A 1,223-nucleotide genomic window follows, 5' to 3' on the forward strand; every position below is an offset into this window, starting at 1 on the left:
GGTGTTCAGCCGGATGGTTCGGGCTTCGCTGTTGCAGCTTCCCCATCGTGTTTTCATCCGTTGAACGAATAAACGCTCTACCTGGACGCCGATGATTGGTTCCCATTTACTGATCAATGGACACGCTTCGGATCGCAGTTGTTCGCGGTACCACGCGTCGAGTTGGCTTTGTCGCTTGGCTTCGTCGGTGCCGGGACGCACTTGCATCTTGAGCGCTTTATGAGTCAGCGCAATCGCGGGCGGCTGCTCGACTTCGGTCAGTTCCAATAGTCGCCGCCGGCCCCAGACGTAGTGGCTTTCTAGCTCAAGGAACTCTCGCGGTGTTTCACGTTCTTGGGCTTGTAGCTTGCGCTGCTGCTGTTTGATCCAGCTCAGCTTCGAGAGTGCGTAGACACGAATTGTGTCGAGACTCATCCGCTCCGGAGCGGAAATTCGAACGTGTCCTGTTGGCGGCATCACGCTCAAGTGAACATTCTTGATGTCCTTGAGCGTCACATCTGCATCGAATTCGCCGAGATTGATTGTTTGTGTCATCCGGCCCTCAGTATTCCTTTTGGGCTTTGACAATGCTGAAGACTCGCTCGACTTGGTCGATGTCTTTCAATAACTCGTAGAGTGCGGCTTTGATCACTCGCTCACGTGCCTGAACCCCTCGCCAAGCGCTCGGACGGACTTGCTTGACTTTTGCATCGATCTTCAATGCCAATTCCAAGATCCGATCTTTGGGTTCGTCGTAGTTTGGCGGCTTTTCCCGGGTTGCTTCGTTGCCCGCTCCAGTAATGTTGATCGATTGAGCCAAGATTGCCGGCAGGTTGTTGTAGAGTGCCCGCTTGCCGGGGCTGTCTAACTGCGGAGGCCCATCTTCCGACTGTCCTTTCTCGACTTTGGCGGCAATCTCGGCGACGCGTTTCAGATACTCTTTGTATTCAATCGCTCCCTGTTTCCGCGCCTCAATGACTTCGTCCAACAATTCCGACATTTTCTCGAAGTAAGCCGGGTCATTCAGCTTCTCTTCGATGATCTTGCTGCGGACGTTGTTTTCAATCGTCTCGGCGACGGCGGCACGATTCCCCGCAATATTGCTCAGGCGTTCGTTGATCGCATCTGCAATCCCGCTTTTGACAATCAATTGCAGCAAGCTCATGTCGTCAAACGGTGAAATCTTGCGTGGCTCTTCAGCCTCGATGTACGTGTCGATTAAATGCCGCATGTCGGCTTCGTAA

Annotated in this window: 1 protein-coding gene and 1 pseudogene; both read right to left on the reverse strand. The window is 53.4% G+C overall.

Features of this window, described 5'->3' with window-relative positions; all coding sequences use genetic code 11:
- A partial coding sequence (locus H1B37_RS32890; RefSeq protein ID WP_182871501.1) for a M48 family metallopeptidase occupies nucleotides 1-534 on the reverse strand: 534 nt, incomplete at its 3' end.
- A 7-nt stretch (nucleotides 535-541) separates the two neighbouring features.
- Nucleotides 542-1,223: pseudogene (locus tag H1B37_RS32895) on the reverse strand (restriction endonuclease subunit R); the annotation flags it as partial.

Source organism: Stieleria mannarensis, assembly GCF_014154935.1.
In the GTDB taxonomy this organism is placed as follows: Bacteria; Planctomycetota; Planctomycetia; order Pirellulales; family Pirellulaceae; genus Stieleria; species Stieleria mannarensis.